Raw genomic sequence first — 25989 nt, forward strand, 5'->3', positions numbered from 1 at the left:
TGCGCGGATTGTCGTGGCGCAGGGTAAATTGGGATTGTGAAATTTTGCCAAAATGTCGGTTACTTTTTCGTCCGGTGTCCGCTTGGCCAAAAACGGTCCCGGTGCGCTGGGATCTACCCGACGTTTGACGGCCCTTAAGCGCGTTTTTCGCCGATCGAGGTGACGCCCAGAACATCCAGCACTCTGGCTTCGATCTGTTCCGCATTCATGCCGGCCACCGCGTACATATCGGCGGGGCTGGCTTGGTCGATGAAGATATCCGGCAACACCATCGAGCGATACTTCAGCCCGGAATCGAACACGCCTTCTTCCGCCAATAGCTGCGCGACATGGCTGCCGAAACCGCCAATGGCGCCTTCTTCGATGGTGATCAGCGCCTCGTGGTGCGCGGCCAGATCCAGAATCAGGTCGCGGTCCAGCGGTTTGGCAAAGCGGGCATCGGCGATGGTCGGCGTTATCCCTTTGGCCGAAAGCGCCTCGGCCGCCTTTTGCACCTCGGCCAGACGGGTGCCGAAGGACAGCAGCGCCACGCGAGCCCCTTGCTGGATCAGACGGCCCTTGCCGATCTCCAGAACCTCCCCGCGCTCGGGCAGGTCGACGCCCGCGCCTTCGCCGCGCGGATAGCGAAAGGCGATGGGGCCGTCGTCATGGGCGGCGGCGGTGGCGACCATGTGCATCAGCTCGGCCTCATCGGCGGCGGCCATCACGACCATGCCGGGCAGGTTCGACAGATATGCGATGTCGAAAGACCCCGCATGGGTCGCCCCGTCCGCGCCGACCAACCCGGCCCGGTCGATGGCAAACCGCACTGGCAGGCGCTGGATGGCGACATCATGCACCACCTGATCGTAACCGCGCTGCAGGAATGTCGAATACATCGCGCAGAACGGTTTCATCCCGCCCGCCGCCAGCGCGGCGGAAAACGTAACGCCGTGCTGCTCGGCAATTGCCACGTCGAAACAGCGCGAGGGGTAGCGTTCCGCAAACAGGTTCAGCCCCGTGCCATCGGGCATCGCGGCGGTGACGGCCACGATCTTGTCATCGCGCGCGGCCGCTTCCACCAGCGTTTTGCCAAAGACCGAGGTGTAGGAGGGCGCGTTTGACGGCGCCTTTTTCTGCTCGCCCGTGACCACATCGAATTTCGCCGTGGCGTGGCCTTTGTCGCGGGCTTGCTCGGCGGGGGCGTAACCCTTGCCTTTTTTGGTCAGCACATGGATCAGGATCGGCCCGGTCGCCCGCGCCCTGACCGTGCGCAGAACCGGCAGCAACTGGTCCAGATCGTGGCCGTCGATGGGGCCGAGATAGGAAAAGCCCAGTTCCTCGAACAATGTCCCGCCCACGGCCATGCCTTTCAGCATTTCCTTGGCGCGCTTGGCGCCTTCGCGGAACGGTTCCGGCAGCAGCGATACCGCGCCCTTGGCGGCGGCTTTCAGATCGTGAAAGGGTTCTTCCGCGTAGATGCGCGACAGGTAGTTCGACAGGGCACCCACGGGCGGCGCGATGCTCATCTCATTGTCGTTCAGAATGACGATCAGGCGTTTTTTCAGATGGCCCGCGTTGTTCATCGCCTCGAACGCCATGCCCGCAGACATCGAGCCATCGCCGATCACCGCGATTGCGTCACCCAGCCCCTCGGGCGTCACGCCACCCAGATCGCGGGCGACCGCAAACCCCAGCGCGGCGCTGATCGAGGTCGAGCTATGTGCGGCCCCAAACGGGTCATAGGGACTCTCACTGCGCTTGGTGAAGCCGCTCAGGCCATCCTTCATGCGCAACGTGCGAATGCGGTCGCGCCGTTCGGTCAGGATTTTATGCGGGTAACACTGGTGGCCCACATCCCAGATGATCTTGTCGCGCGGGGTGTCAAAGACAGCATGCAAAGCGGTGGTCAGTTCCACCACACCCAGACCCGCGCCCAGATGCCCGCCGGTGACGGACACGGCCGAGATCGTCTCGGCCCGCAATTCCTGCGCCACCTGATGCAGTTGCGCGTCCGAGAACTGCCGCAGGTCCGCGGGGCGGTTCACAAGGTCCAGCAAGGGCGTGTTCGGGCGGTCAGACATGTGGCGCGTTCCTGGCTTAGCTGTCCCGGGCAATAACGAAGCGGGCGGCGTCCTTCAAGGTTTCCGCCTGTGTGCCGTACCCGTCCAGCGCGGCACAAGCCTGATCCACCAGTTCGGCAGCGCGGGTGCGGGCGGCATCCAGACCCAGCAGCGAGACAAAGGTGGCCTTGCCCGCATCGGCATCCTTTTGCAGGCGTTTACCGGCCTTTTCGGCATCCCCCTCAACATCCAGAATGTCATCGGCGATCTGAAAAGCAAGGCCAAGGGCTTGGGCATATTGGCGCGACGGGCCCGGGTCCGCCTGCGCCAGACGCGCACCGGCACAAGCCGACCATTCGATCAGCGCCCCAGTCTTGCCCGCCTGCAGCCGGGTGATTTCGGCCAGAGTCAGAGGGCCTTTGGTCTCTGCCGCGATATCCAGCGCCTGACCCAGCACCATGCCCTGTGCGCCGCTGGCTTTTGCCAATGTTAGAGTCAATTCCGCCCGGATTCCCGCATCCCCGACCTCGGGCCGGGCGCAGAGCTCAAAAGCCAGAGTCTGCAACGCATCCCCGGCCAGCACAGCGGTGCCCTGATCCCATTTCACATGAACCGTCGGACGCCCCCGGCGCAGGTCGTCGTCATCCATGCAGGGCAAGTCATCATGCACCAGCGAATAGGCGTGCAGCGCCTCAATCGCGGTGGCGGGCCAGATCGCGCGGGCCGGATCGACATCATGCAGACGGGCGCTTTCCAGCACCAGAAACCCGCGCAGCCGCTTGCCGCCTTCGGTGGCATAGGCCATCGCACGGGTCACATCCAGATCGTCCAGCGCGCCCAGAACCAGATCGAACCGGGCCTGAATCCGCGCCGCATCCTGCGCAAGCTTTTCGCGAAACATCTACAGCCCTTCGACAGGCGTGGTCCCGGTCGGCTGACCATTGGCATCCAGAGTGATGGCGGCCACTTTTTCCTCGGCCCGCTTCAACTCATCCTCGCAGCGTTTCTTCAGCGCCGCCCCGCGTTCGTAAAGTGCAATGGACTGATCCAGCGCCACGTCGCCGCGTTCCAGCTGGCCGACTACGGCCTCAAGCTCTTTCATCGCCTGTTCGAATGTCATCTGGTCAACGGGAGTGTCAGTCATCGGGCTGCCTTCATCAGTTCTTCCACATGGGCACGCGTAGCATCGGCCAGTGCGTTCAGATCATACCCGCCTTCCAGAGTCGAGACGATACGGCCCTCACACACCTCATCGGCGATCCCGCACAGCTCAGCCGTGATCCAGGCGAAATCGCCGGTGGACCAGTTCAGATTGGCCAGCGGGTCGTCCTGATGCGCGTCGAATCCGGCGGAAATGATGATCAACTCGGGCCGGAACGCCCGCAATCGCGGAAAGGCCTGGCTTTCATACACGGCCCGCATCTCGGCCCCGCCGGTGCCCGGCGACAGCGGTATGTTCAGAACAGTGTCGTAAGCCCCGGTCTCATCCGGGCGGCCCGAGCCGGGCCACAAGGGCATCTGCTGGCTGGTGATCACCAGCGCGCGCTTCTCATCCCACAGCAGGTCCTGCGTGCCATTGCCGTGATGCACATCGAAATCCACCACCGCCACGCGGCTGAGCCCATGATGATCCAGCGCGTGTTTCGCGGCCAATGCCGCATTGCCGAACAGGCAAAACCCCATTGCAGTGTCTGTTTCCGCATGGTGACCCGGCGGGCGCACAGCGCAGAACGCGTTCGGGGCCTCGCCCCCCAGCACCAGATCCACCGCGCGCACGACAGCGCCAGCGGCGCGGTAAGCGGCATCGACGGAACCGGGGGACATGAAAGTGTCCCCGTCAATCTGCGCAAACCCGTCCGCAGGTCGCGTGGCCTTGATGTCCCGAATGTAGCTGTCCGGATGAACCCGCAACAGATCATCATCCGCAGCCAGTGGGGCTGTCACCCGGTTAAGGTCCAGAGCTTCAAGCGCATGCAGGATATGCTCCAGCCGCGCCACCCGTTCCGGATGCCCGTCCGGCGTCACATGACCAAGACAGTCGGCATGGGTCAAAAGCGCAGTCTTCATCGGGATCCCATCTTCATCTGTCTAAAAATATCCTCGCCGAAGGCACAAAACCGCCGCGCAGCGGCAAAATCAATCCGGCGCCAGCATATAGCCCGCGCCGCGCACGGTCTGCAAATACCGCGGCTGCTTCGGGTCCTGTTCGATCTTGCGGCGCAGTCGGGTGATCTGCACGTCCACCGCGCGCTCCTGCGCCTGCCCCTTGTCGCGGCCCAGATCCTCGACCAGTTTCGCGCGGCTGATCGGTTCTCCCGGCTGGGCCGAGAAAATTTTCATCAACTGGCTTTCGGTGGCGGTCAGGCGCACCGGGTCCTCGCCCTGCCACATCTCTCCACGTTCGATATCATAGCGGATCGGTCCGAGGGTCAGGATTTTCGCCGCCGTATCCTGCGCCGGTGTTTCCGGCATCCGCCGCAGAATCGCGTTGATGCGCAGCAGCAATTCCTTGGGCTCGAACGGCTTGGCCAGATAATCATCCGCCCCGGCCTCAAGCCCGGCAATCCGATGCTCGGTCTCGCCCCGGGCGGTCAGCAGCAGGATCGGTGTGCTGTGCGTTTCCCGCAGCGCGCGGGTCAGGCTGACCCCGTCCTCGCCCGGCATCATCACATCGAGCACGATCAGGTCGAAATCCAGACCCGACAGCACCCGCCGCGCATGCGCCGCATCGCGGGCCGAGGTCACAAGAAATCCGTTGCGCATCAGGAACTTCTTGAGCAGATCGCGAATGCGCTCGTCATCGTCGACAATCAGAAGATGGGCGTCCATATCGCTCATGAGGTGCTGTCCCGCAGTTTGGTGTAGGCATGACGCATATCAGCATCCATCATCGCTTCAAGCACTTTACGAAACCCCGCCACCGCCTCGGGGCCCGCATCCTTGTACGCCGCCCGCATGCGCGAGCGCTGGGCGTCAGACAGTTTCGCCTCAAGCGCGCGGCCCTGTTCGGTCAGAAACAGATGCCGCTCGCGCTTGTCCGCGGTGCCGACGCGGCTTTGCACCAGACCATCGTCGATCAATGTCCGAAGCACCCGGTTCAGAGACTGTTTCGTCACCCCCAGAATGGCCAGCAGGTTGTTCACCGTGGTGCCGGGCGCGCGGTTGATGAAGTGGATCGCCCGGTGATGCGCCCGCCCATAGGCCATTTCCGACAGGATGCGGTCCGGGTCGGCGGTGAAGCCGCGATAGGCGAAAAACATGGCCTCGATCCCTTGTCGCAACTGCTCATCGGTTAGAAACAACAGGCTCTCGCCGCCAAACAGCGGGGCGGGGCGGATTTCGGACATATCATGCCTCATTCATTACACCGGGCCGAGTTTATGTCAGCGTTATTGACATTCCAAGGGCGGACAGGTATCGATTCTCAGTTTTTGCGCAACATTATGTCCGCTTCGGACCTAACTAGCGCAACAATCGGAAAATCAACCCGGATCAGGAGGTTTCGCATGGCTGGGTATGACGATCGTGATGGTGTCATCTGGTTGGACGGCAAGCTGGTGCCCTGGCGCGAGGCCAATGTGCATATTCTGTCGCACGCGATGCACTATGCCTCGTCGGTGTTCGAGGGCGAGCGCGCCTATAACGGCAAGATCTTCAAAAGCCGGGCACATTCCGAACGCCTGATCGCCTCGGCCGAGGCGCTGGACATGCCGATGCCCTATTCGATTGACGAGATCGAGGCGGCAAAGGAAGAGGCGCTGACAGCCAGCGGGCTGCAGGACGCCTATGTGCGCGTGCTGGTCTGGCGCGGTTCGGGCGAGGATATGGGCGTGGCCTCGGCCAAGAACCCAGTGCGCATGGCTGTCGCGGTCTGGCCCTGGGGCGCTTACTATGGCGACGCCAAGATGCAGGGCGCCAAGCTGGACATCGCCGAGTGGAAGCGCCCCAGCCCGGAAACCATCCCGGTCCATGCCAAGGCGGCGGGTCTGTACATGATCTGCACCATCTCGAAGCACAAGGCCGAGGCCAAGGGCTGCTCGGACGCGCTGTTCATGGACTATCGCGGCTATGTGGCCGAGGCGACCGGCGCGAACGTGTTCTTCGTCAAGGATGGTGAGGTGCATACGCCGCTGGCCGATTGCTTCCTGAACGGCATCACCCGCCAGACGGTGATTCAGATGCTGAAAGACAAGGGTATCAACGTGATCGAGCGCCATATCATGCCCGAGGAAATGGCCGATTTCGAACAATGCTGGCTGACCGGCACCGCCGCCGAGGTCACGCCGGTCGGGCAGATCGGTGACTACACGTTCGAGGTCGGCGACATCACCCGCGACATCGCCGAAGAATATGAGGCGCTGGTGCGCGCCTGATCCAGCGGAACACGCTACAGGAAACCCCCGCATTTTCGCGGGGGTTTTTTTGTGCCGAACGTCCGCAAGACCTTGCAGATCGTTCAGACTGGTGGACGGGCGCGCGCACGGGTGTAGATTACAGCCATGTTAGACCTTCTCAGCGATATCCTGACCCGCCTGTCCCTGCGCGGGACGTTCTATTTCCGCACATCGTTCACGCCGCCCTTTGGCATTCAGGTTCCGGCCTTTGAAAACGTGGCCCGGTTTCACTTCGTTCAGCGGGGAGAACTGAAGGTATCAGTCTCTAACACAGGCGAAACGCTGCGTCTGAAGCAGGGCGATCTGATCCTGATCCCGCATGGCGCCGCCCACGCGCTGCTGTGCAATGAGGTCAAACCGCTGGACGCGCTGCCGCTGGAACAGGTGCTGGACGAGGCCGGATACAAAGGGGATGGCGTTCTGATCTATGGTGGCGAGGATAAAAGCCGCGACACGCAGCTGATCTGCGGCCATTTCTCGTTCACCGGTCCTCCGGGGCGGCAGGGCACCGGGCATATGCTGATCGACCGGCTGCCGCCCTATATCCTGATCGAGAATTACGGCGAAGAGGCCGGGGCCTGGATCGAATCCACCCTGCGCATGATCGGGTCCGAGGTGCGCGGCGCGCGGATCGGGGGTGATCTGATCGCCCTGAAACTGTCCGAGGTGCTGTTCGCGCAGGCCATCCGCGCGCATCTGGAGCATCAAAGCCCCAGCGAATCCGCGCTGGCCGGATTTGCCGACCCGCGCGTGTCGCGCGCCCTGACCGCTTTTCACCAAGCCCCGGCGAATGACTGGAGCGTCGAGGCGCTGGCGCGTGAGGCGGGCATGTCCCGCACCGCTTTCGCCCAGCTCTTTGCCGAGAAGATGGGCACCACGCCGATGCAATACCTCACCGACTGGCGGATGCAGATCGCCTGTCACGGGCTGACCGAAAGCCGCTGGAACGTCGCCGATGCCGCCGCCGAGGTCGGATATGCATCCGAGGCCGCGTTTTCCCGCGTGTTCAAGAAACAGATCGGGCTGTCCCCAGCGGCGTATCGGGCGATGCACTGATCCGGTGGATGATCTGAACGATCTGCAAGGTATTGCGAACGATCCGGGCTGATACGTTCGGCAACCTTCTCCTAGCTTAGAGCTATGCCAAGCAAGGAAAGGAATTCTCATGTCTGTCCGTTTTATCACCCGTAACATCCACGCCTATCTCGACTACCCCGTCGCCATTGCCCTGATGACGCTGCCCTTCGTGCTGGGTCTGGGCCAGTCCAACCCGCTGGCGCTGTGGCTGTCGGTCGTCACCGGGGTCGCGGCCTTTGGTCTGACCGTGCTGACCGATCACCATCTCGGGATCTGGCGCGTGCTGCCCTACAAGGTCCACCAGGCGGTGGACCTGACCGTCGGCATCGTGTTCCTGCTGGCCCCTGGCCTGCTTGGGTTCTCGGGTCTGGACGCGTGGTTCTACTGGCTGAACGGCGCGGCGGTTGTGGCCGTCATCTCGCTGAGCGCGCCCGAGCAAACAGCGGCGGCGTGAGCATGTTGTCCACAGGTGTCACAATATCATCGTGATACCTTCAAGAAACTGAGCCGTCTGTTTTACAAACGGGCGGCTCACTACCGCTCACCAATCGCGTGGCCTGCGATGGCCACCAGACAGGAGAGCACCCATGACCCGAATCCTTCGCCCCAACCGCCGCGCCTTTCTGGCCGGAAGCACGGCATTTGCCGCCTCGCTTTCAGTCCCTGCGATCAGCCGCGCGTCCTCGCGCCCAGTTTTTACGCACGGGGTGCAGTCGGGCGATGTCGATGCAAATTCGGGCATGATCTGGACCCGCACGGACCGCCCGTCGCGGGTGATGATGGAAATCTCGACCACCGAAAGCTTTGCTGATGCCCGTAAACTGTCGCCGATGGACGCGATCCCGAACAGCGACTTCGCGGTCAAGCGGCTGGTCGCGGGGCTGCCCTCGGATCAGGATATCTTTTACCGCTTCGTGGCCGCCGATCTGAGCGACATCAATGTCACATCAGAGCCTGTTGTGGGCCAATTCCGCACCGCGCCGACCTCGCGCCGCAATATCCGCTTTGCCTGGTCGGGGGACACCGCCGGTCAGGGCTGGGGCATCGACGACGAGGGCATGCGCACCTATGCGACCATGGCGCAGCACAAGCCCGATTTCTTCATTCACTCGGGCGACACCGTCTATGCCGACGGTCCGATGAAGGACGAGGTCGAAAAAGACGGGCAGGTGATCTGGAAAAACACCAAGCTGATTGACGAAAAGCGCAAGGTGGCCGAAACGCTGGACGAATTCCGCGCCCAATGGAAATACAACCTGATGGACGATCATGTGCGCGCGATGAATGCCGTCTGCCCGACCTTCTTCCAGTGGGATGACCATGAGGTAGTCAACAACTGGTCCGACGCCAAGGACCTGATCTCGGATGACCGCTATGCCGAGAAATCGGTGCATGTGCTGCAATCCCGCGCCGGGCGCGCCTTTCACGAGATGACGCCGCTGCGGATCACCCCGTCAGAGCCGGGCCGCGTCTATCGCAAAATCTCATACGGTCCGATGCTGGACGTGTTTTTCCTGGACCTGCGCAGCTATCGCGGCCCGAACGGTGCGTCGATGGAGGATGAGATCACCGATCAGTCCCGCATCCTGGGGGCGGAACAACTGGCCTGGCTGAAACAGGAACTGGCAGGCTCGAAAGCCACGTGGAAGGTGATCGCCTCGGACATGCCGATCGGCCTGATCGTCTGGGACAACTGGAAGGAAAAAGCCGGGGCCGAGGCCATTTCCAACGGCGACAGTGGCCCGGCGAAAGGGCGCGAACTGGAAATTGCCGATCTGCTGCGTTTCATCAGGACGGCTGGCGTTACTAATACTGTCTGGTTCACGGCGGATGTGCATTACACGGCCGCGCACTACTATGACCCTAACAAAGCACGATTTCAGGATTTCGAACCGTTCTGGGAGTTCGTGTCCGGCCCGCTGCACGCCGGTACTTTCGGGCCCAACGCGCTGGATGGCACGTTCGGACCCGAGGTGAAGTTCGTCAAGGCACCCACCGAGGATCAGGGCGCCAACCTGCCCCCTAGCGCCGGGCTTCAGTTCTTTGGCCTGGTCGATATCGACGGGGCCACGCAGCAGATGACCGTGCGACTGATGGACCGCGCCGATACCGAGCTGTGGTCGGTCACGCTGGACCCGCAAAAACAGGCGATCTGAGCCTCAAAAGCCACGGATCACGCCCCGGATACGTTCGGGGCGTTTTCAGGCTTGAAAATTCCGACTAAAATAATCAGATACACATCAACGCCAGATGCAGGTCATCCAGCACTTTCTTTCGGGGCGGTCTGCGGGCTTAGCGTATGGTAAGGTGAGGGCCAGCCACCGCCCCGGAAACGAAGACGGGCATGGATGGTACAGGGTTGATGAGGTCTGAAATGAGCGACTCGCTGGACGAAATCATGGCGCGGCATGATGCCGCCACGGCCTGCGGGTGCAATTGCTGCGACGACGATTACTGCGCCTATGTCGAACGGCAGAAACGGCAGGCCTTGCGAGAGGCCGGAACGGCAGCGGAAACGCTGCCCCAAAGCGCAGCGAGCCAACGCAGGTCGCTGCGCTATCAATTTGAACATCAAATGGCGCCAAGCGCCTGAGTTTTCAGAAATCGACACCGCGCTGGGCCTTGATCCCGGCCTTGAACGGGTGCTTTTCCTCGGTCATTTCCGTCACCAGATCGGCATAGTCGCGCAGCGCCTGAGGCGCGTCGCGGCCTGTCAGGAAGACGCTGGTTTTATCGGACCGCGCGTTCAGCCCTTTGATCACCTGATCCACGGACAGATATTCATAGCGCAGGGCGATGTTGATCTCGTCCAGCACCACCAGATCGTAGTCTCCGCTGGCCATAAGATCGCAGGCCTTGCCAAAGGCCGAGGTGGCCGCGGCAATATCGCGCTCGCGATCCTGCGTATCCCAGGTGAAGCCTTCGCCCATCGTGTGCCATGTCACGAGGTCGCGCTCTTCAAAGAAACGCCGCTCGCCGGTTTTCCATTTACCCTTGATGAACTGCACCACGGCAACTTTCTGCCCCCAGCCCAGTGCCCGGATCACCACGCCAAATGCGGCCGAGGATTTGCCTTTGCCCTTGCCGGTATTGATCAGAACCAGACCGCGCCCGGGATCGACTGCCTCGGACACTTTCTTGCGGTGCTTGGCCTGCACCTTCTGCATCTTTTCCTTGTGATCCTGCGCGTCGCTCATGGGGGCACCCTCTTTCTCTGTCCGGCCCAAACTAGGGGAGTTTGGCGAAAGGTAAAGTCACCCCTTGGGGTCGGTGACCGACCGGGCCTTGCCGCGCTCGAGCCCCAGCTGATGCTCGCGCCAGATCACCACGACATTGCCCGCGATGACCAGCGCGGCCCCGATCAGGATGGCCAGCGTCGGCCATTCATCAAACCAGACATAGCCGATGACAATGGCGAACAGCATGCTGGTATAATCATAGGGGGCCAGCATCGAGGCCTGCCCGAACCGGTAGGACGAAGTGATCAGAATCTGCGCCACGCCCCCCGTCAGCCCCATTGCGACCAGAATCGCCGCCTGTTCCCATGTCGGCATGGCCCAGCCCCAAAAGGCGGTCAGAGCCGACAGCAGCGTTCCCGTAACGCAGAAATAGAACACGATGGCCGCCGGGTGATCGACCTGAACCAGTTGCCGGATATGGATCTGCACAAAGGCGCGGGCGATGGTGGCCGCCAGCACGCAGAGCGCGCCGATGGTGGCGGCGACCTCGATATCGGTGCTGCCGAGGCGGGGCCAGATCATGATCAGCACGCCCAGCAGGCCCAGGGCGACGGCGCCGATGCGGATCATGCGGATGCGTTCGCCCAGCATCACCGCCGCCAGAATCAGCGTGAAGATGGGCGTGCCATAGCCGATGGCCGTGACCTCGGGCAGGGGCAGCAGGCTGAGGCCGGTGAAGGTCAGCGCCATGGCACCGGTGCCCAGAACGCCCCGCCAGAAATGGCCCATCGGCTTTTTGACGACAAAGCCCTGCGCCAGTTCCCCACGTGAAATCAGCCAGATGAGGATGACCGGTATGGCAAAGAGCGAGCGGAAGAACACCAGTTCCCCCGGCGGAAAATCCTCGGACAGGGCTTTGACAAGGGCTGACATCGACGTGAACAGAAACAGGGCGCTGAGTTTCAGCGTCACGGCCAGTACGGGTCGATGCGATGTTAACGATTTTGCCATCGGCGCGACCCTGCGCTTTTGCGGCGCAAAGATCAACGGCTGGGGTCAGCCGGTCACCCAGGATTGAGGCAGAGGATTGCCGATTTCCTCGGCGAAGTCTTCCAGAAAGCGGATCATGCGCGCGGTGCGCTGTTCCGCGATCTGTCTGCCGGTCTCGGTCAGCATGTCGCCCGGAAGATTCAGAAGTTTGACCTTCCAATGGTCGAGAGAGAAATGCAGATCGTCCAGCGGCCGGTTCAGCGCATACGGGTCGGCGGGATCGTAAAGCATACGCCCCAGCGCACCGGACACCGAGAAGTTCCGGGCAATCCCGATGGCCCCCAGCGCGTCCAGCCTGTCGGCATCGCGCAAAATGCGGGCCTCGGCGGTCTCGGGCGGGATATTGGCCGAGAAACTATGGGCTTCGATCGCGTGCCGGATGGCGGAAATCCGATCCCGGTCATAGCCCAGATCCCGCAGAATAGGCTCTGATTCCGACGCGGATCTGCGCGAGGCCATGTGCCGTTCGGGGTCGACTTTCGACAGGTTCACCAGATCGTGCAGATAGCTTGCGGCCAGCAGCACCGGCATGTCGGTCCGGTCATCGGCGATGGCCCGCGCGTTGACCCAGACCCGGTCCAGATGGGCCAGATCATGGGCGGGGTCGGTCTCCATCCGCTGCGCGACGATGCCGCGCAGGCGGCTGCGCAGATCAGCCGATCCGTCCACGGTTCTCTCCGATCTGGCCGCGATGCAGCAGCAGGTGGTCGAGGATCACGCAGGCCATCATCGCCTCACCCACCGGCACGGCGCGGATGCCGACGCAGGGGTCGTGACGGCCCTTGGTGATGATCTCGGTCTCTTCGCCGGATTTGGTGATGGTTTTGCGGGTGGTCAGGATCGACGAGGTCGGTTTGACCGCAAAACGAACCACGATGTCCTGCCCGGTCGAGATGCCGCCCAGAATGCCGCCCGCGTGGTTCGAGCTGAATTGCGGGCCGTTCTGACCCATGAAAATCTCATCGGCATTGGCCTCGCCGGTCAGTTCGGCGGCGGCCATGCCCTCGCCGATCTCCACGCCTTTGACGGCGTTGATCGACATCATCGCAGCGGCCAGATCGGTGTCTAACTTGGCATAAACCGGCGCGCCGATCCCGGCGGGGACGCCGCGCGCCACGACCTCAACGACCGCGCCGACCGAGTTTCCGGATTTGCGCAGGTCGTCCAGATAGGTGGCCCAGTCCTCGGCCGCCTGCGCGTCGGGCGTCCAGAACGGGTTCTGTTCGATTTGCGACCAGTCGAAATTGGCGCGGTCAATTTTGCGCGGCCCCATTTGCACCATATAGCCGGTGATCTGCACATTTGGCGCGATCTGTTTGATCGCTTCGCGCGCTAGCCCGCCAGCGGCGACGCGGGATGCGGTTTCCCGGGCGGAACTGCGCCCGCCGCCGCGGTAATCCCGGATGCCGTATTTCTGCCAATAGGTGATATCGGCATGGCCTGGGCGGAACTTGTCTTTGATGTCGCCGTAATCTTTCGAGCGCTGATCGGTGTTCTCGATCATCAGCTGCACCGGTGTGCCGGTGGTCTGGCCTTCGAACACGCCGGACATGATCCTCACCTGATCGGGCTCGCGCCGCTGGGTGGTGAACTTGTTCTGCCCCGGTTTGCGCTTGTCCAGCCAGTGCTGGATCATCGCTTCGTCGATGGCCACACCCGGAGGGCAGCCATCGACCGTGGCGCCCAGAGCGGGCCCGTGGCTTTCGCCCCAAGTGGTGACGCGGAAGAGGTGTCCAAAGCTGTTCATCGACATGGGGCATGCTCCTTTGCCGGTCGTGATTAGCCGGGAGTGCCTTGGGCCTCAAGCGGATTTCGGCAAAGGGGGGGAGGGGGCCAGCCCCCTCTTGAGCCTGCGGCTCAATTCACCCCCGGAGTATTTGGAAAAAGATGAAGCGGATCAGGTTGGCACTTTCAGGGCCTCACGGGTTTCGGTGATCCTGAGCGCGGCCTGGGCGGCTTCGCGGCCTTTCTCCACGAAATGGGCGCGGTAAATGGCGTTGTGGTGGTCGGTTTCCTGATATTGGTGCGGGGTGAGCGAAACGGACAGGACCGGCACGCCGGTCTCCATGCCAGCGCGCATCAGCCCGTCGACGACCGCCTGCGCCACAAAGTCGTGCCGGTAGATGCCGCCATCCACCACGAAGGCGGCGCAGGCCACTGCGGCATAGCGCCCGGTTTGGGCGAGATCGCGGGCAAGCAGCGGCATCTCGAACGCGCCGGGTACGTCGAAGACGTCAATCTGCTCGGCTGGGATGAGCTGCTGGAACCCGTCCAGCGCACGGTCGACGATATCGGAATGCCAGTTGGCTTTGATGAAAGCATAGCGGGTGTGTGTCATTTGGACCTCCTGAGTTACAGACACGGCACCCAAGGCGATCACGAGCAGGCGCGCCGGTTCAGCGGCGCGCTGCGCGTTCTCTTCCATCCGGACTTTCACCGTCGGCTCTGGCCTCTCACCAGATCTGCTTGTCACCCCGGATGATCCGAAGCCGCTCGCGGGCTTACGGGTCATGGCCCGCATACCGCCGGTGGGGAATTTCACCCCGCCCTGAGAACGGCGTGACCTTGCCAAGCTGCGGGCGGTTCTGCAAGAGGAACGTAGGAGGATCGCCATGCACCCCAACCCCGCCTTCCGCGCCGAGGAACGCGCGCGCCATATCGGTTTTGCCCGCGAACGCGCCTTTGGTGTTCTGGCACTGTCGACCGCAGAAGCTCCTGCTTTGAGCCATGTGCCTTTTCTGTTGGATGAGGATGGAGCTGTGGCGGACCTGCACCTTGTGCGGTCGAATCCCATCGTTCGGATGTTGCAACAGCCTGGCCGCGCCACAATCGCCGTGTCCGGGCCGGACGGGTATGTGTCGCCTGATTGGTATGAGATCGGCGATCAGGTGCCCACGTGGAACTATGTGGCCGTGCATCTGACCGGGCAGCTTGAGAGGCTGCCCCAGGAGTCTTTGCCGGACCTGCTGGACCGGCAGTCTGCGTTCTATGAGGCTCGGTTGCTGCCCAAGCCGCCATGGACCACCACGAAGATGTCTGACGACGCGTTGGCGAGGATGATGCGCATGATCGTGCCCTGCCGCATGCATATCGACGACATTCGGGGAACCTGGAAGCTGAACCAGAACAAGCCCGACGCGGTTCGGACGCGCGCGGCAGAGCGGGTCGCTGGCGGGATTGGGGCGGAACTGGATGCGCTCGCGGATTTGATGCGCGCGGCGGGTCAGACGGACGGCTGACGGGTTTTGTTTTGCCCCGGCTTCTGTACTGTGCCCCTTAGCCAAGGAGACCGGATATGAAGCTCTATCACAGCCCGACCTCGCCCTATGTCCGCAAAGTCATGGTTTTGCTGCATGAAACCGATCAGTTGCAGGATGTCGAACTGCAGACCGTCGCCAGCACGCCTGTATCACCGGCGGAACCGCTGATCAGCAAGGCGCCGCTGACCAAGGTTCCGGCGCTGGAGCGGCCCGATGGGCCAACCCTGTTCGACAGCCGGGTGATCTGTGCCTTTCTGGATGCGCGTGGGCAGGCGGGGCTGTATCCCGACGGGTCCGGGCGCTGGGATGTGCTGACGCTGGAGGCGCTGGCCGATGGCATTCTGGATGCCGCCTTGCTGATGACCTACGAGGACCGGCTGCGACCCGGGGACAAGCAGTGGGACGACTGGACCGAGGCGCAATGGGTCAAGATCGAACGCGCCTGCGCGGCGTTGAATCAGCGCTGGATGGCGCATCTGTCCGGATCATTGGACATGGGGCAGATCGCGGTGGGCTGCGCGCTGGGCTATCTCGACCTGCGCCATGACGCGCGGGGCTGGCGCAAGGGCAATGACGCCCTTGCTGCATGGTTTGCCGAATTTGACGCGCGGCCCAGCATGGTGGCGACGCGCCCGCCGTCGTGATTGCCGGGTTTAGGGCGCGGTGAATGTGGCCAGATAGGCGGCGATATCCTCGGCGCCCTTCTTCAGCTTGATGCTCATGTTCGGGCGGGCGGTTTCGTCATCCAGAAACGTCTGGATGAAACCGATCGGGTCCCTGGAATAGGTGGCGATGTTCTCTTCGGTCCAGATCAGACCTTCGTCGCCCGCGCGGATCATGTCGTCGGTGAACAGGCCGATGGGCAGGCGTTCGCTGCCATAGCGGTAGTCGTTTTCAGAACCCGCAACGCGGCCCACGACGCCATAGAGATTCGGGCCAGTGATTCCGCCCTTTACCAGCACCTCGCCATCTTTGATGATCGCGTGGCAGGATGAGCAGCGGTTATACAGTTTTTCGCCTTTTGCCGGATCGCCGGCGGCGGCGGCTTGGGTGGACAGGGCCGCCAGCAACAGCGTGGCGGCCAGGGGGGTCTTGAACATCGGGGGGTCCTGATTGGAGTACGTGTCATCGGGGCTTTCCGGTATTCGCGTAAAAAGTGCAACCGGAAACGTGGCTTCACCTGAGTTGAGAAAAAATCTATTTCTCAGTCGTGATTTATCGGTGAACAAACGCGCAGGGGCGGCGGGCTTCTTGTCCGATCCCGCATCAATCGGATCAGTTGCGTTGCGGTGCAGACGTGCCTGCTGGCGGGTTTGCGCGCTGTCTGCCGTCCCGGCACGGGGGCCGAATCGAATCGGCCCGATCCGGGGGGATCGGTAAAACTTGTGCCCGAGAATCATGAAAAAAGCCCGCCACGTTGTGGCAATATGCGCAGATGCGGCGTATTGCGCGTTTATGACCGCTAGACGAACTCTATTCTCCCCGATAGTAAGCGCGGTTAAGACACCGCATTCGTGCGGTGCGCGAGCTATTTGCCCGTCCGCGGGCGCCAGATAATCGGAGATAACCTCGTGTCCCACGCAGAAGACCACGAAGGCACCCGCAGAGATTTCCTGTACTACGTCGCTGGCGGCGCAGGTGTCGTTGCGACGGGGGCAGCCGTTTGGCCCCTGGTGAATCAAATGAACCCCTCGGCGGATGTGCAGGCGCTGTCCTCGATCCGTGTGGACGTAAGCGGGGTCGAGCCGGGCACGCAGCTGACCGTGAAATGGCTGGGCAAGCCGGTGTTCATCCGTCACCGCACCGGTGCCGAGATCCAGAAAGCGCAGGATCAGGATGCCGAAGGTGTGGGCGCGTTGCCTGATCCGCTGGCGCGGAACTTCAACCTGAATGCCGATGCCCCCGCGACCGACGCCAACCGCGTGATGCCCTCGCCCGAGGGCGAAGCGCCGGGCGCGTGGATCGTTCAGATGGGCGTTTGCACCCACCTGGGCTGTGTGCCGCTGGGCGATGCTGGCGACTTTGGCGGCTGGTTCTGCCCCTGCCACGGCTCGCACTACGACCTTGCCGGTCGTATTCGCAAAGGCCCCGCGCCTGAAAACCTGCCTGTCCCGCCCGCTGAGTGGGTCGACAACAGCACCATCAAACTCGGCTAAGGGAGAGCCTGATGTCCGGAATTCCCCACGATCATTACGAGCCGAAGACAAATGGCGAAAAGTGGCTGAACAGCCGCCTGCCGATTGTCGGCCTTCTGTATGACACCCTCATGATCCCAACGCCAAAGAACCTGAACTGGTGGTGGATTTGGGGCATCGTTCTGGCGTTCTGCCTGGCGCTGCAAATCGTCACCGGTATCGTTCTGGTGATGCATTACACCCCGCATGTCGATCTGGCCTTTGCCAGCATCGAACACATCATGCGCAACGTGAATGGCGGCTATATGCTGCGCTATCTGCACATGAACGGCGCGTCGCTGTTCTTTGTCGCGGTTTACATCCACATCTTCCGTGGCCTGTTCTACGGTTCGTACAAGGCCCCGCGTGAGATCACGTGGATCATCGGGATGCTGATCTACCTGATGATGATGGGCACCGCCTTCATGGGCTACGTTCTGCCTTGGGGTCAGATGTCCTTCTGGGGTGCGACCGTGATCACCGGCCTGTTTGGCGCGATCCCGTTTGTAGGTGAGGCGATCCAGACCTGGCTGCTGGGCGGACCGGCGGTGGACAATGCTACGCTGAACCGCTTTTTCTCGCTGCACTATCTGCTGCCGTTCGTGATTGCGGCGCTGGTGATCGTGCATATCTGGGCCTTCCACACCACCGGCAACAACAACCCGACAGGTGTTGAAGTGCGCCGTGGCTCGAAAGCCGAGGCCGAGAAAGACACGCTGCCGTTCTGGCCCTATTTCGTGATCAAGGACCTGTTCGCGCTGGCCGTCATTCTGGTCGTGTTCTGGGCCATCGTCGGCTACATGCCGAACTATCTGGGCCACCCCGACAACTATATCGAGGCCAACCCGCTGGTCACACCCGCCCACATCGTGCCCGAATGGTACTTCCTGCCCTTCTACGCGATCCTGCGCGCCTTCACCGGTGAGGTCTGGGTGGTGCAATTCGCCAGCTTCATCACCGGCGGCATCATCGACGCCAAGTTCTTTGGTGTGATCGCGATGTTCGGTGCGATCCTGGCGATGGCTCTGGCCCCGTGGCTGGACACATCCAGCGTGCGGTCGGGCAAGTACCGCCCGATGTTCAAATGGTGGTTCTACCTGCTGATCATCGACTTCTTCGCCCTGATGTGGCTGGGGGCGATGCCTGCGGAAGAACCCTATGCGACCTTCTCGCTGATCGCATCGGCCTACTGGTTCGCCTATTTCTTCGTGATCCTGCCGATCCTGGGAGTGATCGAAAAGCCCGAGCTTCCGCCGGAAACCATCGAAGAAGACTTCAACGCGCATTATGGCAAGGCGAACGCCGACGCCACGCCGGCCGAGTAAGAAGAGGGACCGGAAACATGTTCAAGAAACTTGCAATCGGTGCCGCGTTTGCCCTGGCCGTTACCCCTGCTGCGTCCTTCGCGGCAGGTGGCGGCGAGCAGCACATCGAAGACTTCGCATTCTCGTTCGAAGGCCCCTTTGGGACCTGGGACGAGCATCAGCTTCAGCGCGGGCTGCAGATCTATACCGAGGTCTGTGCCGCCTGCCACGGCCTGCAATATGTCCCCCTGCGTGATCTGGAAGCGCTGGGTTATTCCGAAGAAGAAGTTATCGCTTATGCGGCGACCAACTTCGAAGTCTTCGACCCCGAGTTGGACGATTTCCGCCCGGCGATCCCGACCGACCACTTCCCGGCCAATACCGGCGTCGGCGCACCGGACCTGAGCCTGATGGCCAAGGCGCGCGCGGGCTTCCATGGCCCTTACGGTCTGGGTATCAACCAGTTGGTCAAAGGCATGGGCGGCGCGGAATACATCGCCTCGCTGATGGACGGCTACACCGGGGAAGAAAAGGAAGAGGCAGGCACTGTCCTTTATGAAAACAAAGCCTTCCCGGGCGGCTGGATTTCGATGGCTCCGCCGCTGTCGGACGATCAGGTCGATTTCGCGGACGGGCACCCGGCAACCGTTGAAGCCATGTCCGAGGACGTTTCGGCCTTCCTGATGTGGGCCGCTGAGCCCAAGATGATGGAGCGCAAGACCGCAGGCTTTGTCGGCGTTCTGTTTCTGACCTTCCTGTCGGTGATCCTGTACCTTGTGAACAAGCGCCTGTGGGCCCCTGTGAAAGGCAAGAAATCGGTCTGACGGAACCGCATCTCTCAAAACGCAAAAGCCCGGCCACCAGCGCCGGGCTTTTTTTGTCTGCCCCAATCGGTGCTATACTGCCCTCGGCCCGCCCGCGGTCGGGTCGTTTTGAGCAAGCACATTTTCAGGAGGGGGAATTATGAGCGTTCAGTCGAATGCGGACAAACTGCGCGAAGCTTATGCCAAATGGAATGACAGCAAGGGCGCAGACCTGACGATGTGGGATCAGTACACAACCGACGATCTGTGCATGTGCTCGCTGGGCGAGGGGGATTACGGTCTGGAGTTCAGCTGCCGCCGACAGGGTCGCGCGCAGATGCACGCCTATCTCAAAGACCTGACCGATGCGTTCGAAATGCAGCACTGGACCCTGATGGAAACGGTGGAACAGGGCGACCGGGTGGTTGGCATCGGAACCACGGCCTGGACCCACAAGACCACCGGAAAACTGGCCGAGACCCGCGTGGTCGTCATTTGCCGCTTCCGGGATGGTCTGGTCTGCGAATACGAGGAATTATACGACACCGCCGCCGTTGCCGCCGCTGTCAGCTAAGACCCGTGGGTCAGGCGAGCAACTGCCCGTTTGCGTGGCCCGAGACCTTTGCCTGCACAATCTGCCCTTCGGTCTGAGGGGCTTTGAAACAGACTTCGGTGAATTGTTCGGTGCGGCCCATATGCGGGTTTTCCATCAGGATATGATGGGTTTTGCCGATCTGGGCGGACAGGTGTTTGCTGATCTGCGCCTCACCGACGGCACGCAGGCGGGCGGCGCGGTCCTTGATGATGATCCCGTTGACCTGCTGCGGGATACGGGCCGCGGGCGTGCCGTTGCGCTTGGAATAGGGGAACACATGCAGCCAGGTCAGGTCGCAGTCTGTGACCAGCTTCAGTGAATTCTCGAAATGCGCCTCGGACTCGGTCGGGAATCCCGCGATGATGTCCGCTCCAAAGGTCATGTCGGGGCGCAGTTTGCGCGCCTCTTCGGTGAAGCGGATGGCATCGTCGCGCAGGTGGCGGCGCTTCATCCGTTTCAGGATCAGGTCATCGCCATGTTGCAGCGACAGGTGCAGATGCGGCATCAGGCGCGGCTCGGTCGCGATGGCCTGAATCAGGTTCTCATCCACCTCGATCGAGTCGATTGAACTGATCCGCAGGCGCGGCAGGTCGGGCACCAGCTTGAGTATCCGCATCACCAGATCGCCCAGCTTGGGCTGCGCCGGCAAATCCGCGCCCCATGAGGTCAGGTCCACACCGGTCAGCACAACCTCGTTATAGCCCCGGTCCACCAGCCGCTTGATCTGGTCCACCACAACGCCCGCAGGCACACTGCGCGAGTTGCCGCGGCCATAGGGGATGATGCAGAAGGTACAGCGATGGTCACAGCCGTTCTGAACCTGCACATAGGCGCGCGAGCGGGTGCCGAACCCGTCGATCAGATGGCCTGCGGTTTCCGTGACGGACATGATGTCATCGACCTGCACCGCCTCGGTCTGGCCGATGAAATCGGCGGCCATGCCTTTCCAGGTCTCGGGCTGCATCTTCTCGGTGTTGCCGATCACCGCGTCGACCTCTTCCATCCGGGCAAAGGTCTCGGGTTCCGTCTGGGCGGCGCAGCCGGTCACGATCAGGCGCGCATCGGGGTTTTCGCGGCGCAGTTTGCGAATCTCCTGCCGGGCCTTGCGCACAGCCTCGGCGGTGACAGCGCAGGTGTTGACCACGACCGCATTGCTGAGCCCGGCCTGCTGCGACAGTTCTTTCATCGCCTCGGTCTCATAGGCGTTCAGGCGGCAGCCCAGCGTGGTAAACTTCGGCGGGTTCATCCCAGCGACTCCAGAAATTCCGGCGTCAGCGTGCCGGAAAACACATGCGCCGTGGGTCCGGTCATCCAGACACCATCCTCGCCCCAGTCGATCCGGATCGTGCCGCCATCCAACTCGATCTGCACCTTGCGCCCGGTCAGCCCGCGCCGCGCGGCGGCCACAGCGGTCGCGCAGGAGGACGAGCCAGACGCCAGCGTGATCCCCACGCCGCGCTCCCAGACGCGCATGCGGATATGATCCGCGCCGATGATCTGAGCCACCTGCACATTGGTGCGTTCCGGATAAAGTGGATGATATTCATACCGCGCACCGAACTCGGCCAGCGGGATCGCCTCGGCATCCTCGACGAAAAAGGTGCAATGCGGGTTGCCCATGCCGGTCGCGGTCGGGCCGCCCTCGATGGGCAGTTCCAGCGTATCGACCTCTTCCGCCAGCGGGATCTCGTGCCAGTCCAGCTGTGGATGGCCCATATTGACCGAGGTCAGCCCCTCACCCGCGTCGCGCGCATAAAGCGTACCGCGTTCGGTTGTCAGGGTCAGGTCGGATTTGCGGGTCTCGTCCATCAGAAACCGCGCGATGCAGCGCGTGGCGTTCCCGCACGCGGCCGAGGTCGACCCGTCCGCGTTGTAAAACACCAGATGCGCATCCGATTCGCCGTTTTCGATCACCGCAAGCTGGTCGAACCCGACCCCGAACTGCCGGTGCCCGATTCCCCGTGCCAAGGCGGGCGTCACCGCAACAGGCTGCGCGCGCGCATCCACAATGACAAAGTCATTGCCCAGCCCGTGCATCTTCATAAAGGGCAAACCAGAGTTCGGTATTTGTTGCATGGCGGGCATATAACGCTGCCGTTTGAATGAATCCACCCTGTAGCGCAGATTCCGGAAAAAAGGTCTTGACCCCCCCGCGCCACCCACCTAATTAGGCCGCCTATCGGGGCGCTGGACATAAGGTAATATCCGGCGAAACGAGGTGCAAAATAAGGTCTTGAACCCGATCGGGAAAATGCCTTAGACAGCGCCACGGATCGACAAGATCCATCAAAAGAGTGGGCCGTTAGCTCAGTTGGTAGAGCAACTGACTTTTAATCAGTGGGTCGCAGGTTCGAATCCTGCACGGCTCACCACTTTTTTCCATTTTAGAATAATACGTTGCGTCCTGATCTGCACGGAATGAGGTGGAACTCGCCGCAACACATTGCGCTGTTGGGGGACACATGGGGGACAAAACCTCACAACCGGGACACTTCTTAAGGATTTCGATTGAGAATTGCACAAGTCAGAATTAGGCGCCTAATTGGGTCGTTAAATGACCTGCGATGATTTTGTGTAGCGGAGTCAGGTCCAGGTTGCCGCTTTCAAGTGATTTGTCGACTTCTTTTAAGGCCAGCACGTATTCGTCGCGGTTGGATCGTAGCAGTTCTGGGAGAATGGTGTCGCCTTCCAGCCACCCACCTAATTTTACACAAAGAACAAAATATGAAGCCGCTCTGGCTGTGCGACCATTTCCATTGATGAACGGGTGAATGTGGTTCAGTTTCCAAAGAACGAAAGCAGACAGCTCCACGGGGTCAGCAGTATCCCATTGCCTGTTAACTAAGTTAACAAAGTCATCCATGAGGTCAGGAACGCGATGATGCGCTGGTGGTAGGTAGTCTCCTACTTCAACTTGGCATGGCCGAAATTGTCCAGCATTCGTATGAAGGCAAGCGATTGCATGAAAATTGATTGCTTTAACAATCGTTTGCGAAAGAAAAGGCCTGCCAGTGGCCATGCTTGTAGACACAATGGATTGTAGAAACCCATAGTGTCTCTCACTGTTAGAAACTTCCAGTGTCTTGTAGATGGGGTGGTTTTCAGTCCCCGTAATTTCAAAAAGTATCAATTTAAGCCGGTTCGCCGTCTAGTTTCTTCAGTTCTTTCTCAACAAATTCACGGGTTATAGAGCTGTCACTTTTGAGGGAGCCCATGATGAAGGAAACTTTCTGTCGGCGCATTTGTTCCGCCGATAGCTTCTTGCCAGCGGACTTCCGCAACGCCTTTAGAAGGGACGGGTCAGTTTTGATTCCAGTCATAGAGCCCTCCATTTTGTGTTCGTACCAAAGCAAGTAAACATCATCTTGTGGAAAACGTGTGTCCGTTTTCTTAATTCGTCACACTTTATTATGGCAACATTCCCTGAAAGATTCAATGAATGATTCCAATTGCTTAAATGGCGATAAAACTCGATTCTTTCAATGGGTTAGCAAAAACGTGGTGCGTCTACTCAAGAAAAAGTTTCCGAATGAGAGCTCGCCAAGACCAACGGCGGCTCCTTCGGAAACGACCGAATATCGAACCACTTGAAACACGTACCATCTGCATTCCGCTTGTCGCCCATCAGAAGGTGTGCGCCAGTCGTCCTATGTCGTATCAGCGCCGCTCTGAACGCGCGTAGGTCAATCAGCCACCAGCTATCAATCAACTGCCCATCTGCCCCCGCATGGCCGTAGAACATCCAGTCTCCGTGGCCGTTTACAATCTTGGATAGCTCGGTCTCTGCGCCTGTTGGCAGCTTGGCTCTGATGGTGAACTGGTGCGGGTATCTCGTGGCAAACCCATGCCGCCGGACTCTGGCCGCTATGCGCATGTCCTTGGCGTCCAGCATCAAAAGGTCAGTGGTTTGGAAGTGGTCCAGCGGGTCAGGCGCGGCCTGCAGGATATGGCCGCCGATGATGCGCTTTATCTCAGGCAGGAACTGGTCCGACCAGTGCCGGTTGACGGTGTAATAACTCATATCAAATCTCAAACATGAAAACGGGCGCAGGAAATGCCGCGCCCGAAAGTGAAGTTGGATCAAGCTGCCTTATCGTTTGTTTCTCCTTTCTTCTGATAATGGGCAGTTTCCAACCGGTCGATTGCATCAGCGGCCAGTTCCGCGATGGCTTCGAGCAAAGCGTCGTAGCCACCCTTGTTGACCAAATCGATATTCATCGCCGAGTCACTGGCGGCAATCCCAACCCGACACAGGTTGAAGATGTCGTAGCAGTTACGCTCAGGCGTCCGAGAAACCTTCGAGTCGTAGATTTCGTGTGTGTCGTTCATGACGCCAACTCCGGTTCGTTCACTGAATCCAGCGCAACGTTGAGCTTGTGAGCCCGCTCCTGCGCTATGGTCAGGACTTCCACCATGTCTTCTTGCCCATCAGCGCTGCTGCGCAACGCGATAGACGCGTCCAGTAAGCATTCAACTATTAAGGCCTCTTGCTGCAATTCGGCACGAGTGCACCCTTTTCTGGGATAAGAAAAAACTTCTCCGTTCGCGCTGGCGCGTTGTTCTGGCATTGCTATGTCCTCCGGTTGCCGTTTGGTATCGTACGTGGTACTAAAAGTATATGGGGAGTAATGCTCCCATTGCAATACCAAAAGTACCATATAGGACCTACAAAGTATCATGCACTATGCGGATATCACACCTCAACACACTAAGGCCGCGCGAATGCTGCTGGGTTGGTCGCAGGGAGATTTAGCTGAAAAAGCAGGAATCGGAAGTTCAACAGTAAAGCGTCTTGAAGCCAAGCCACAGGCAATGCGGAATGCGGACCTTTCCACAAAGGTTGCGATGTACAACGCACTTAGTGCCGCAGGCATCGAGTTCCTCAACAGTGGAGAGCCGGGCGCTAGGCTTCGAAAGTCGCCACAAGAGATTGTTCGCTTGCAGCCGGGAAATTAGGTCAACGACCCCGCTTCGGCGAAGTATTTTGTTCCCCTCCAAGGGGAACTGCGCCCGGCTGTTGGGCCCGCTAATCCCGCTAAACTGGTTTTTCCTCATTGGGCGTAAATCGCTTCGCCGTCACATCAAGCTAAACTGCTGTAAATTCGGTTGCTGATGAGCCGTCAGCCTTCTACGTCGCACATTATTATCGATATGAACCATTCACTGAGGCCTGCTGAGTTTGGCAATTCGGCCACTGCGCCTACATCTGCGTTTTCAAGGGCTTCACGAATTTTGGGCAACTCGCCTTGCTCAGCATGGTCAGAATCAAAGACAATCGTCGTTTTTCCCGCAAGGGTTTCGAAGGGTATTTCATTAAAGAGGTTCCAGCGCCCAAGCGAGATATTCCCAAAACCGTCTGTGTCCCGCAGACTTGAGGCGGCTTTTTGGGCAAGGGTGCGATCCAACGTACTGCAGACATAAAGGCCAATGTCGGTCTTTGAGGGATCGCCTCGGTCAACTGATCCAATTGTGAGGTTCGAAAGCGTTACAGGAGTAGAAAAATCTGCATTTAGTGCGTCCGATGCCTTGCAATCTAGAGGCGCTTCAGAGTGAGTTGCCAGCACACCACAAGCCCACAAGCGATAGGTATCACCAACCTGTTCACGCCTAAGCTGAAGCATTTCAAACGCGATGCGCATCTCTTGCACGTCAACCGCCCGGTCTCGAACCTCAACATCCAACAGGCCAGTGTAGACGGCTCCAAGAGAGCCAAGTATACCCCCGAAAAAACCCAATACCGGCGCGAGCCACGCGCGCTTCCCCTGAAGCTCATCAACATTTTTCGACATACCTGATCCTGTGTTCTTTTTGGTCTGTAAGAGCCGAACGGGCCGGGCTGAATAAGATTTCCCTCCAAACACGCGTAAGGCGAATTACAAAGGGGTAATTTGGGCTTTCACAATGGTTTCACCGTGTCAGAGCGCGCGATTCCATACAAGAGCTTGGTGTTTAGCGGTCACCCGAAACTTTGCTGCGCTTCAAAGGTCAGGGTACTATCAGGCTGGAACTTCTGTCACACAGTTAGGGTCAGGATGCATTGATTTCGGCTGCGCTGCGTGATTCACGAGTTGGAAAACGGAGCGGTGACATGAGCGACCTTTTCTGGCTGAA

Annotated in this window: 32 protein-coding genes, 1 tRNA gene and 1 riboswitch; of the genes, 13 read left to right on the forward strand and 20 right to left on the reverse strand. The window is 60.4% G+C overall.

Annotated elements, in window-relative coordinates:
- Positions 1-134: 134 nt before the first annotated feature.
- The 6 genes from dxs to ACR0K1_RS14415 form a co-directional block, all read right to left on the reverse strand.
- Positions 135-2063, reverse strand: a complete 1929-nt coding sequence (gene dxs, locus ACR0K1_RS14390) for a 1-deoxy-D-xylulose-5-phosphate synthase (protein ID WP_480611973.1) — start codon at positions 2061-2063, stop codon at positions 135-137.
- 16 nt (positions 2064-2079) lie between these two features.
- Entirely contained in the window at positions 2080-2943 is an 864-nt protein-coding gene (locus tag ACR0K1_RS14395) for a polyprenyl synthetase family protein (RefSeq protein WP_480611974.1), read from the reverse strand.
- A complete protein-coding gene (locus tag ACR0K1_RS14400) occupies positions 2944-3186 on the reverse strand; it encodes an exodeoxyribonuclease VII small subunit (RefSeq protein WP_155146860.1) in 243 nt (80 codons plus the stop codon). It abuts the gene before it with no gap.
- Positions 3183-4109 carry a histone deacetylase family protein gene (locus ACR0K1_RS14405; RefSeq protein ID WP_480611975.1) on the reverse strand — a complete coding sequence of 309 codons (927 nt, stop codon included), beginning with the start codon at positions 4107-4109 and terminating at the stop codon, positions 3183-3185. Before ACR0K1_RS14405 ends, ACR0K1_RS14400 begins: the two co-directional genes overlap by 4 nt.
- Positions 4110-4178: 69 nt before the next feature.
- Complete coding sequence (locus tag ACR0K1_RS14410) at positions 4179-4880, reverse strand: response regulator (protein ID WP_480611976.1); 702 nt, start codon at positions 4878-4880, stop codon at positions 4179-4181.
- Entirely contained in the window at positions 4877-5389 is a 513-nt protein-coding gene (locus ACR0K1_RS14415) for a MarR family winged helix-turn-helix transcriptional regulator (RefSeq protein ID WP_480611977.1), read from the reverse strand. Before ACR0K1_RS14415 ends, ACR0K1_RS14410 begins: the two co-directional genes overlap by 4 nt.
- 159 nt (positions 5390-5548) lie before the next feature.
- Between ACR0K1_RS14415 and ACR0K1_RS14420 the strand changes: the two genes are divergently transcribed.
- The 5 genes from ACR0K1_RS14420 to ACR0K1_RS14440 all read left to right on the forward strand — a co-directional run bounded on the left by ACR0K1_RS14420 (position 5549) and on the right by ACR0K1_RS14440 (position 10106).
- The gene (locus tag ACR0K1_RS14420; RefSeq protein WP_480611978.1) at positions 5549-6415 is read left to right on the forward strand and encodes a branched-chain amino acid aminotransferase; all 867 of its coding nucleotides are present in this window, start codon (positions 5549-5551) and stop codon (positions 6413-6415) included.
- 126 nt (positions 6416-6541) lie between these two features.
- Complete coding sequence (locus tag ACR0K1_RS14425; RefSeq protein WP_480851127.1) at positions 6542-7492, forward strand: AraC family transcriptional regulator; 951 nt, start codon at positions 6542-6544, stop codon at positions 7490-7492.
- 109 nt (positions 7493-7601) lie between these two features.
- Entirely contained in the window at positions 7602-7967 is a 366-nt protein-coding gene (locus ACR0K1_RS14430) for an SPW repeat domain-containing protein (RefSeq protein ID WP_480611980.1), read from the forward strand.
- A 133-nt stretch (positions 7968-8100) separates the two neighbouring features.
- Positions 8101-9669, forward strand: a complete 1569-nt coding sequence (locus ACR0K1_RS14435) for an alkaline phosphatase D family protein (protein WP_480851128.1) — start codon at positions 8101-8103, stop codon at positions 9667-9669.
- A 218-nt stretch (positions 9670-9887) separates the two neighbouring features.
- Positions 9888-10106: a hypothetical protein gene (locus tag ACR0K1_RS14440; RefSeq protein ID WP_480611982.1), complete on the forward strand. Its 219-nt coding sequence runs from the start codon at positions 9888-9890 to the stop codon at positions 10104-10106.
- A 4-nt stretch (positions 10107-10110) separates the two neighbouring features.
- On the opposite strand, the gene cobO is transcribed toward ACR0K1_RS14440, so the two are convergent.
- The 5 genes from cobO to ACR0K1_RS14465 all read right to left on the reverse strand — a co-directional run bounded on the left by cobO (position 10111) and on the right by ACR0K1_RS14465 (position 14080).
- Entirely contained in the window at positions 10111-10710 is a 600-nt protein-coding gene (cobO, locus tag ACR0K1_RS14445; protein ID WP_480851129.1) for a cob(I)yrinic acid a,c-diamide adenosyltransferase, read from the reverse strand.
- A 57-nt stretch (positions 10711-10767) separates the two neighbouring features.
- On the reverse strand, positions 10768-11703 hold the full coding sequence (locus ACR0K1_RS14450) for a DMT family transporter (protein WP_480611984.1): 936 nt from the start codon (positions 11701-11703) through the stop codon (positions 10768-10770).
- Positions 11704-11748: 45 nt separating this feature from the next.
- Positions 11749-12411: an HD domain-containing protein gene (locus tag ACR0K1_RS14455; RefSeq protein ID WP_480611985.1), complete on the reverse strand. Its 663-nt coding sequence runs from the start codon at positions 12409-12411 to the stop codon at positions 11749-11751.
- Positions 12395-13495: a chorismate synthase gene (gene aroC / locus ACR0K1_RS14460; protein ID WP_480611986.1), complete on the reverse strand. Its 1101-nt coding sequence runs from the start codon at positions 13493-13495 to the stop codon at positions 12395-12397. The genes ACR0K1_RS14455 and aroC overlap by 17 nt, the downstream gene beginning before the upstream one ends.
- 144 nt (positions 13496-13639) lie before the next feature.
- Positions 13640-14080 (reverse strand): 6,7-dimethyl-8-ribityllumazine synthase, encoded by a 441-nt coding sequence (locus ACR0K1_RS14465; protein ID WP_480611987.1) that lies wholly within the window; start codon positions 14078-14080, stop codon positions 13640-13642.
- 71 nt (positions 14081-14151) lie between these two features.
- Positions 14152-14302, reverse strand: a riboswitch (FMN riboswitch).
- Positions 14303-14354: 52 nt separating this feature from the next.
- Here ACR0K1_RS14465 and ACR0K1_RS14470 point away from each other — a divergent pair.
- Complete coding sequence (locus tag ACR0K1_RS14470; RefSeq protein ID WP_480611988.1) at positions 14355-14981, forward strand: FMN-binding negative transcriptional regulator; 627 nt, start codon at positions 14355-14357, stop codon at positions 14979-14981.
- 56 nt (positions 14982-15037) lie between these two features.
- Positions 15038-15646 (forward strand): glutathione S-transferase, encoded by a 609-nt coding sequence (locus ACR0K1_RS14475; RefSeq protein ID WP_480611989.1) that lies wholly within the window; start codon positions 15038-15040, stop codon positions 15644-15646.
- A 9-nt stretch (positions 15647-15655) separates the two neighbouring features.
- Here ACR0K1_RS14475 and ACR0K1_RS14480 read toward each other — a convergent pair whose 3' ends face one another.
- Positions 15656-16102 (reverse strand): c-type cytochrome, encoded by a 447-nt coding sequence (locus ACR0K1_RS14480; protein ID WP_480851130.1) that lies wholly within the window; start codon positions 16100-16102, stop codon positions 15656-15658.
- A gap of 471 nt (positions 16103-16573) precedes the next feature.
- On the opposite strand from ACR0K1_RS14480, the gene petA reads away from it, so the two are divergent.
- From petA to ACR0K1_RS14500, 4 genes are all read left to right on the forward strand, one after another.
- The gene (gene petA / locus ACR0K1_RS14485; protein ID WP_480611991.1) at positions 16574-17158 is read left to right on the forward strand and encodes a ubiquinol-cytochrome c reductase iron-sulfur subunit; all 585 of its coding nucleotides are present in this window, start codon (positions 16574-16576) and stop codon (positions 17156-17158) included.
- A gap of 11 nt (positions 17159-17169) precedes the next feature.
- A complete protein-coding gene (gene petB, locus ACR0K1_RS14490) occupies positions 17170-18501 on the forward strand; it encodes a cytochrome b (protein WP_480611992.1) in 1332 nt (443 codons plus the stop codon).
- 17 nt (positions 18502-18518) lie between these two features.
- The gene (locus tag ACR0K1_RS14495; protein WP_480611993.1) at positions 18519-19304 is read left to right on the forward strand and encodes a cytochrome c1; all 786 of its coding nucleotides are present in this window, start codon (positions 18519-18521) and stop codon (positions 19302-19304) included.
- Between the two features lie 139 nt (positions 19305-19443).
- Entirely contained in the window at positions 19444-19857 is a 414-nt protein-coding gene (locus ACR0K1_RS14500; RefSeq protein ID WP_480611994.1) for a nuclear transport factor 2 family protein, read from the forward strand.
- Between the two features lie 10 nt (positions 19858-19867).
- On the opposite strand, the gene mtaB is transcribed toward ACR0K1_RS14500, so the two are convergent.
- Both mtaB and dapF read right to left on the reverse strand, forming a co-directional pair.
- Positions 19868-21124, reverse strand: a complete 1257-nt coding sequence (gene mtaB / locus ACR0K1_RS14505; protein ID WP_480851131.1) for a tRNA (N(6)-L-threonylcarbamoyladenosine(37)-C(2))-methylthiotransferase MtaB — start codon at positions 21122-21124, stop codon at positions 19868-19870.
- Positions 21121-21963: a diaminopimelate epimerase gene (gene dapF / locus ACR0K1_RS14510; protein ID WP_480611996.1), complete on the reverse strand. Its 843-nt coding sequence runs from the start codon at positions 21961-21963 to the stop codon at positions 21121-21123. The genes mtaB and dapF overlap by 4 nt, the downstream gene beginning before the upstream one ends.
- A 211-nt stretch (positions 21964-22174) precedes the next feature.
- Between dapF and ACR0K1_RS14515 the strand changes: the two genes are divergently transcribed.
- Positions 22175-22250: transfer RNA gene (locus ACR0K1_RS14515), tRNA-Lys, on the forward strand.
- A 158-nt stretch (positions 22251-22408) separates the two neighbouring features.
- On the opposite strand, the gene ACR0K1_RS14520 is transcribed toward ACR0K1_RS14515, so the two are convergent.
- The 5 genes from ACR0K1_RS14520 to ACR0K1_RS14540 form a co-directional block, all read right to left on the reverse strand.
- Positions 22409-22897, reverse strand: coding sequence for a Fic family protein (locus tag ACR0K1_RS14520; protein ID WP_480851132.1), 489 nt, complete (start codon positions 22895-22897; stop codon positions 22409-22411).
- Between the two features lie 112 nt (positions 22898-23009).
- Positions 23010-23198, reverse strand: coding sequence for a hypothetical protein (locus tag ACR0K1_RS14525; RefSeq protein ID WP_480851133.1), 189 nt, complete (start codon positions 23196-23198; stop codon positions 23010-23012).
- 191 nt (positions 23199-23389) lie between these two features.
- Positions 23390-23899 (reverse strand): hypothetical protein, encoded by a 510-nt coding sequence (locus ACR0K1_RS14530; RefSeq protein ID WP_480851134.1) that lies wholly within the window; start codon positions 23897-23899, stop codon positions 23390-23392.
- Between the two features lie 59 nt (positions 23900-23958).
- Entirely contained in the window at positions 23959-24207 is a 249-nt protein-coding gene (locus ACR0K1_RS14535; RefSeq protein WP_480851135.1) for a hypothetical protein, read from the reverse strand.
- The gene (locus ACR0K1_RS14540) at positions 24204-24446 is read right to left on the reverse strand and encodes a hypothetical protein (protein ID WP_480851136.1); all 243 of its coding nucleotides are present in this window, start codon (positions 24444-24446) and stop codon (positions 24204-24206) included. The genes ACR0K1_RS14535 and ACR0K1_RS14540 overlap by 4 nt, the downstream gene beginning before the upstream one ends.
- Positions 24447-24555: 109 nt before the next feature.
- Between ACR0K1_RS14540 and ACR0K1_RS14545 the strand changes: the two genes are divergently transcribed.
- The gene (locus tag ACR0K1_RS14545) at positions 24556-24834 is read left to right on the forward strand and encodes a helix-turn-helix domain-containing protein (RefSeq protein ID WP_480851137.1); all 279 of its coding nucleotides are present in this window, start codon (positions 24556-24558) and stop codon (positions 24832-24834) included.
- Between the two features lie 164 nt (positions 24835-24998).
- On the opposite strand, the gene ACR0K1_RS14550 is transcribed toward ACR0K1_RS14545, so the two are convergent.
- The gene (locus tag ACR0K1_RS14550) at positions 24999-25667 is read right to left on the reverse strand and encodes a hypothetical protein (RefSeq protein ID WP_480851138.1); all 669 of its coding nucleotides are present in this window, start codon (positions 25665-25667) and stop codon (positions 24999-25001) included.
- Positions 25668-25989: the final 322 nt, after the last annotated feature.

Source organism: Ruegeria sp. F5, from assembly GCF_056533845.1.